Raw genomic sequence first — 7,286 nt, forward strand, 5'->3', positions numbered from 1 at the left:
GATCGGACCACGGGTCTGAAGAAGATTGACCTCGTGCGCTACTACGATCAGATAGCCGAATGGGCGTTACCGTATCTGCAAGATCGGCCGGTGTCGCTGGAACGTGCACCTAATGGGATAGAGGGCGAGCTTTTTTTTCAGAAGCACGAGGAAAGATCGCGCATTCCCGGCATTACCAAGTTACCTACCGCTCTGCATCCGAATCATCCGCCGTTGCTCGCGGTGGACGCGCACGAAGCGCTCATCGGCCTGGCTCAAATGAACGTGATCGAGCTGCACACCGGGAATGCAGTACAGCCAGATCTGGAGCACCGCGACCGATTCGTCCTCGGCCTTGACCCCGATCCTGCCTTGTCGTGGCGCATGATGACGGAGGCCGCTCAACTGGCGAAGGTGCTGCTCGACGAGGTCGGGCTCAAATGCTTCATCAAGATCAGCGGAGGGAAGGGCTATCACATCGTCATTCCGCTGACACGCCGACAAGGGTGGGACGAGATGAAGTCATTCTCGCAGGCCATTGCAAGACACATGGCGAAGGTGTTTCCCGATCGCTTCTCCGCGGTGCTTGGACCGAAGAACCGCGTCGACAAGATTTTCATCAACTACCTGAGAAACAGTAAAGGGCGAGCACGGTCGCGGCCTTCTCGGCACGAGCGCGCTCTGGCATGGGCGTGTCGATGCCCGTCGCATGGGAAGAGCTACGAGAAATCAAAGCCGCGGATCAATGCACGATTCATACGGCGCTCAAGCGCCAGCGCACGTTGGGTAGCGATCCATGGCAGGGTTACTGGCGATGCAGACAGGGTCTCACGACCGCAATGCGACGAGCGATAGGGTTGAAATAGCCGCACAAATAATTGGGGAAAATGAGATGGACGACGGTATAGAACGACGTGCTCTGCTGCTACATCTGGGCGACGTATTGGAAGCGAGCGCTTGCGTGATGAAGTGTGCGCTGCGCTTCAATACGGTGGGTGAAGCCGCTGCGCAAGAGGAGTCGCTCATGAGCTTTGCAATCTTGCGCATGGTCGATCCGGAGATGACGCCTTACGAGTTCGCCAAGCGAGCGGCGAGCGCGTTTTTCTTGTGGCCCAAGGCGCTGCTGGAGGAGGAACTCAATCGTCCATTACTGGCGAACCTCGTGCAACACGATCTTTTCATTGGCCATCAAAGCGGATGGGACAGCTACGCGTCCGAACTTCGACAGCAAGTCTCGTGGTTTGGAGAAGGCCTAGACACGGTGCCTGAGCCCGACCTCGAAGCCGGCGCAACAACTTGGCCGCCGGTCACCGACTGAACGGGATTGAATTGAGTAAGTAGGGCGCCAGAACGCATCTGGTGTGCGAACCGCCGCGCCGATGGTAGCCCCCTTTAGAGAAGTATTTTCATAACAGGGGGAATTGGCTCTCCGCTGGTTCAAATCGCACGGGCCGCCGTCAGGTCGCAGTGATGAGTCTCATCCAGCAGCTAAGCTTAATGGGTAGTCGTGTAGATAGTCTCGTGTGAGACGTATTGCGCGGAGTCGGTCGCGTACCTCCGCTTCCGCCCGCCTGATATCTGCTGAGACGACCATTTCCGCTCGAGCAGGGTGAGAACGATGGGCCAACAGACACTTCAATGGTCGGACGTTGTTCCGGTTGCAGGTCGGTACGAAGTTTATTTTGGACGAAGAGCAGGTCTTGCTGAACGGCGCGCGGGTCATTGTGTGCCCGAATTCCTGTCGACGGTGTCGAGTTAACTAATGGTCATGGCCGCGATCGGCGGAAGCGCCGCTTCAATGCGCGAGTCGACCCGGTTCAAAGTCACCAAGCCGGTCGACAATCACCACATTTAACCCGCATCGCCGGCACTCACCATGGTCTGAACACCGCTCAGGTGCGTCGAAAGGTACGCCAGCAGCGCGGCGACATCGCCGAGCTCTAAAAAGCCGGCCGTGGTTTCATCGCCGAAAAGAGGCGCGCCGTTTAGCTTGTCGGAAATGGCGAGGCCATCGAAGGTCGCGACGGGAATATATTGGCCGCTCTCGATTTCAAAAAGGTTCGCGTTCAATGCGGCATCGCGAATGCGCATCAGGAACTGGACTTCGGGTGTCTTCAATGCGCCCATGCCGTGTTGTTCGAAAAATGCCGCGACCGCAAGGATGGCGTTAGAACACGCGGTTCGGAGTACGCGCGATGACGCCTCGGGATGATCCTGAAACCTTTCCCATAGCAGTCGAATAGGAACCGGTTCGAGCTTCAGCCTCACGCCCGCTTCAACGTGCGGGCTGGCGCGGCTCGCTGCGCGCCTCCTTTGCAGGTATCGCTCGCCCGCAGTGAGGTCGGGCAGCGCGCGCCCCTTGCCGGCCCAGTCGGCTAGCAAGGTTAAGAATGTCGTCAAGGCGATCAGTTGTTGTTCAATCAACACGACACCGGCATTGCATGCGTCGTTTCCCGCTTTCGAAGTCATCGTGCGTCACCTTGTTGGGGTTTCTAGCGTTGTTCAAGTTTTCAAACCGGCTGGAACCTCGCCGCCATTCCGCGCGAGCCGCTTCATCACTTCTTTATGGAGCCAGACGTCCATGTGGTCGGAGTCGTCTTGGCTGTCTGGATAGGCCAATTCTGCGGCTAGTAACTTTCTGGCTTCAAGGCTGCTGTCGAGATTAAGGAGCTTCAGAAGGTCAACAATTGAAGTACGCCAGTCCAAAGGGTCAGTGCGGGCCGACTGGCGCGTGTCAAGAATCGCTGCAATGTCCACTGTCGGCATGGGCGTAACCGGAGGTTGTGACGTTGCGGCGGTATCGGTCAGATTGGTCGGTGGCTCGGTCGAAGGATCGGGCGGAGCGGTTGCCGGCGCAATTGTTGCGCCAGACAACGTATTAGCAGGATGATCGGGCGGGAAAACCTTGTCGATGATGCTCGCGAGAACGTTCATGTGCTTGCCCCCAGTGTTGACGCTTTGACGGCCATTGCATCCGGATTACAACCGGCACCGCAACGCTTGTTCCCGGGCTAGGCGAAGATGTCAGCCTAGGCCAGTTCGCGCAGGCGCACCATGATGTTTGGCGAGTGTTTGGCAGACCGCGTCGATGCTTCCCCCGCGCTCAAAACTTGTAGCGAGGGAAGGTGACTCGTCGGAATTGGCGGGATCAGAACGACGTTTGCGCCTATATGTCCGTTCTCTGCCACGATCAGCAAAGGTTGGGACCTGTCCTAGTGCCCCATGGCCCTTGTTGTAGCCTGAGATCAGGCCGCCCGAGCAAACGACTATAGGAAAGCGATAGTTATCTTGATAGCGGAGTGTGCGGCGAGATTCTAGATCCAATGCATCCGTAAAGAGGCTGTCGGCGCCGAAAATACGCCTTTAACGGTAGCGGTTCTTGTCAAGCCCTGGGACGTCCAGTTGCGCGTCATGACTTACTACCTCAAGAGCAGGTCCGCCGTCGGTGGTCAAGCGCGCCTTATCGAGTGCGCATTTAGGGGGCAACGTTGAACATTCCCGAATCGAAGCCCGCCTGTGGCCGACCCTACGCCGATCAAGGCAACGGGAGACCGCGCGTCTCGTACTTCAGATGGACGCCGCCATTTCGGCATTTGGGGCGAGGCGATCGAAAGTCGTGCGCGAACGCGCAGACAGTACCCAGCCGCTTACGGAAGACGCGAATGTACCAACGAGTTTTCTATGCCGGACGGACGCTCCCGAACGCGGATCGGTTAGGCATAAAAATTGCCGATCTACCCTGATTGGCGGTGTAACTCGGCCGACCTGCATGCTTGCCGACGCCCCATTGCGTCTCACGCCGATTATTAAGACGGCGGTGCCAAGAGATCCCAATGACAAACAATCAAATACCGGACGAGACGCCCGCCCCCGCTCCCGATCCGGAAAGACCTTTGACGAAAGGTTCGCTCGATTTTCCGGTGGTCGGGATCGGTGCCTCGGCCGGCGGCGTCCAAACTTTACTTCGCCTGTTTGAAAACATGCCAAGCGATGCCGGCATGGCGTTCGTCATTGTCTTGCATCTGTCGCCGAAGCACGAGAGCATCGCCGACCAGGTCCTGCAACGCGCAACGAGGATGCGCGTCATTCAGGTAACGACGCCAACGCGAATAGAAAAGAACTGCGTTTATCTCATCTCGCCATCGAACAACTTGTCCATGGAAGATGGACATTTGTGCGTCACGCATGTTGATCGCCTACCCGGTCGGCCCGTCACGATCGACTTGTTCTTTCGAAGTCTGGCTGAGGCGCACGGCGAACGGGCCATCAGCATCATTCTTTCTGGATCCGGAAGTGACGGGTCAGTTGGCATCGGTCGCATTAAGGAGTTCGCTGGAATCACGATCGCGCAAAGTCCTGAGGACGCCGAGTACGAGGACATGCCGCGCAATGCAATTGCGACCGGCATGGTGGACATCGTTTTGCCGATCGTTGACATCCCGCAAAAGCTGATCGAATTGTGGACCAACATGCGCGCTATCGAGTTGCCACAATCTGCTCAGGGAGGGCCTGTTTTTCTCGCCGGTGTTGGAGAGCACACCGCTTCGCCTGCCGAGCGTGCGCTTCACGCAATATTGACGACCTTACACACCCGCACGGGTCACGACTTTCATCACTATAAGCGCGCGACGGTTCTCCGACGCATCGAGCGGCGTCTGCAGGTCAATGCACTTCCCAGCCTGCCGTTGTACGAGCGTTTCCTCGACTCGCATCCCGAGGAAACATCGCCGCTGCTCAAAGACATGTTGATTGGCGTCACCAATTTCTTTCGTGATCGGGAAGCATTCGAAGCGGTCGAGCGTGAGGTCATCCCGACGATCGTTGCCGAAAGAGCGCTGGACGAGCCGGTACGCGTGTGGGTGCCCGGTTGTTCCACCGGGGAAGAGGTCTACTCGCTCGCGATGTTGCTATGCGAACGCCAGCGGGAAGGAAATGAGCTGCCGGCGATTCACTTGTTCGCGACCGACGTCGACCAGCACGCTATCGAAATCGCCCGAGCAGGTAACTATCCAGAATCAATCCTGACGGACGTGCCGCCCACCCGTCTGAACCGATTTTTCAACCACGCCGGCAGTCGCTACGTTGTTGACAAGTCGGTGCGCGAAAAGGTGCTTTTTGCCCCTCACAACCTCCTGCGCGATCCGCCGTTTTCGCAGGTTGACTTCGTGTCGTGTCGCAACCTGCTGATCTATATGGATCGAACGATTCAGCGGGAAATTTTTCAGACATTCCACTTTGCGCTGAAGCCAGGTGGCTTTCTGTTTTTGGGAAGCTCGGAGTCGGCCGACGTTGCGGACGATCTATTCGTGGCGGTCGATAAAAAGAATCGGATCTACCAAGCAAAAGTCCTGACATCGCGCCTGCGTGCGGCTGCTACGCCGTTTCCGCGGTTGGCTAAGGGGACGGCGCACCTGAGCGCCGCGACGCCCTCGGTAATTGAACGGCCACGCATGGCGACGGCTGATCTGCACCGACGGGCGATTGAACACAGCGCGTTTCCCAGCGTCATTGTCGATCGCGATGCCGAGGTCGTGCATATGTCAGGCGAGGTCGGGCGGTTTTTTCATTATGCAGGCGGAGAGCCATCGCATAACCTTCTCAAGCTGATCCATCCTGACTTGCGACTCGAACTGCGCACGGCATTGTTTCAGGCGACACAAAAAGGCATCGACTCCGATACGCGACCGGTACGCATGTTCAGCGGTGAGACGACCACGCGAGTCAGAATGAAGATACATCCGTATCACGATCAAGCAACCGGCGCGGACATCGTGCTGATTTCGTTCGTCGAATTGGAGGACATCGCGCTGGGCGAAGGGCACGAGAGTGATCAGAGCGGCTCCGCTGCGCATGATTCGGTGACGGTGCAACTTGAAGCGGAGTTGCATCTCGCCAAGGAGAACCTGCAGTCGTCCATTGAGCAGTCGAACGTATCGACCGAGGAGTTGAAAGCGTCCAACGAAGAGCTTCAGGCCATCGTTGAAGAACTTCGCTCGGCTAGCGAAGAGCTCGAAACGAGTAAGGAAGAGCTCCATTCGGTGAATGAAGAACTGGTGACGGTCAATGTCGAGCTTGAATCGAAGGTGGCAGAGACAGCCAAGGCGAACGATGACCTGGAGAACCTCATAGCCTCAACGGATATCGCAACCGTTTTTGTAGACCGTGCGATGCACATCAAGCGTTATACCGCACCTGCGGTCGGCTTGTTCAATCTGATTAAGTCCGACGTTGGTCGCCCATTGCTCGATCTTACGCATCGCCTAAAATATCCCGAACTGGCCGACGATGCTGCTGCTGTCTTTAGCAGCCTGCAGATGATCGAGCGTGAAGTCGAAACGAACGACGGGCATTCCTTTCTGGCTCGTTTGTTGCCGTACCGCACCGCTGACCATCACATCGACGGCGCTGTGCTTACGCTGATCGATGTCACGTCTCGACGGCAAGCACAATTGGAAGCGCGCACAAGTGACGACCGGCTGAAGCTTGCGGCGCTGACGACTGACGACTACGGGATCATCGTTCAGGACATGGACGGAGTGATCGTTAGCTGGAACAAGGGTGCGGAGCGGATATTCGGCTATAAGGAAGCGGAAGTGAAGGGCAACTCCATCGAAATGATCTTCTTGCCTGCAGATCGTGCGGACGGAATTGCCCAAGCGGAGCGAGCACAAGCGGCAAGCGCCGGGCGTGCAGAAGACGAACGGTGGCACCTGCGACGTGATGGCTCGCAAGCCTACTGCAGCGGCGTTATGACATCGATCGACGCAGCCGACTTTAAGGGGTACGCGAAGATCGTTCGCGATGTCACGGATCAGAAAGGGATTGAAAGCCAGCAGCAGTTACAGCTGAAGCTTGAGCGCGAAATACGCCTTCAGGCGGAGGCCGCCATCCGTTTGAAGGATGAGTTCTTTGCCGTGTTGTCGCACGAGCTAAAGAATCCGCTCAATCTGATTCATGTGAAAGCAGAGTTGCTTACCCGCACGCCGGAGGCAAGGGGGATCGCAGTCGTTCAAGAGGCAGCCGAGGCTATCCGGCGTTCGGTCGTCGGTCAGGCGAAAATTATCGACGATCTGCTCGACTTGTCGCGCGCGCGCACTGGAAAACTGGCGTTGCAGCGGGGACCGGTCGACGTTTCGGTCGCAGTGCAATCGGTGGTCGAAGCGAGCGCGGCCGATGCCGCAGTAAACGGCTTTGACCTATCGATGTCTGGAGTGGGCGTCCCCGTTGTCATCCGAGCCGATGCGGTCCGCCTCGAACAGATGCTTTGGAACCTCGTGCGCAATGCGTTGAAGTTCACGCCGCACGGA

The 7,286-nt window shown here is 57.4% G+C and carries 4 protein-coding genes and 1 pseudogene; 3 read left to right on the forward strand and 2 right to left on the reverse strand.

The genetic code is table 11. The annotated features are described in order from the left end of the window. Nucleotides 1–33: 33 nt before the first annotated feature. Nucleotides 34–845 (forward strand): annotated as a pseudogene (gene ligD, locus JWR14_RS19895) (non-homologous end-joining DNA ligase). A gap of 26 nt (nucleotides 846–871) precedes the next feature. Further along, nucleotides 872–1,297, forward strand: coding sequence for a hypothetical protein (locus JWR14_RS19900; protein ID WP_299710125.1), 426 nt, complete (start codon nucleotides 872–874; stop codon nucleotides 1,295–1,297). A gap of 533 nt (nucleotides 1,298–1,830) precedes the next feature. Here JWR14_RS19900 and JWR14_RS19905 read toward each other — a convergent pair. Both JWR14_RS19905 and JWR14_RS19910 read right to left on the reverse strand, forming a co-directional pair. Next, nucleotides 1,831–2,448: a hypothetical protein gene (locus JWR14_RS19905; RefSeq protein WP_299710127.1), complete on the reverse strand. Its 618-nt coding sequence runs from the start codon at nucleotides 2,446–2,448 to the stop codon at nucleotides 1,831–1,833. Nucleotides 2,449–2,481: 33 nt separating this feature from the next. Next, complete coding sequence (locus tag JWR14_RS19910; protein ID WP_299710129.1) at nucleotides 2,482–2,913, reverse strand: DUF3597 domain-containing protein; 432 nt, start codon at nucleotides 2,911–2,913, stop codon at nucleotides 2,482–2,484. An 899-nt stretch (nucleotides 2,914–3,812) separates the two neighbouring features. On the opposite strand from JWR14_RS19910, the gene JWR14_RS19915 reads away from it, so the two are divergent. Beyond that, a partial coding sequence (locus JWR14_RS19915; RefSeq protein ID WP_299710131.1) for a CheR family methyltransferase occupies nucleotides 3,813–7,286 on the forward strand: 3,474 nt, incomplete at its 3' end.

It is taken from the genome of Caballeronia sp. (assembly GCF_028292365.1).
Lineage (GTDB): Bacteria > Pseudomonadota > Gammaproteobacteria > Burkholderiales > Burkholderiaceae > Caballeronia.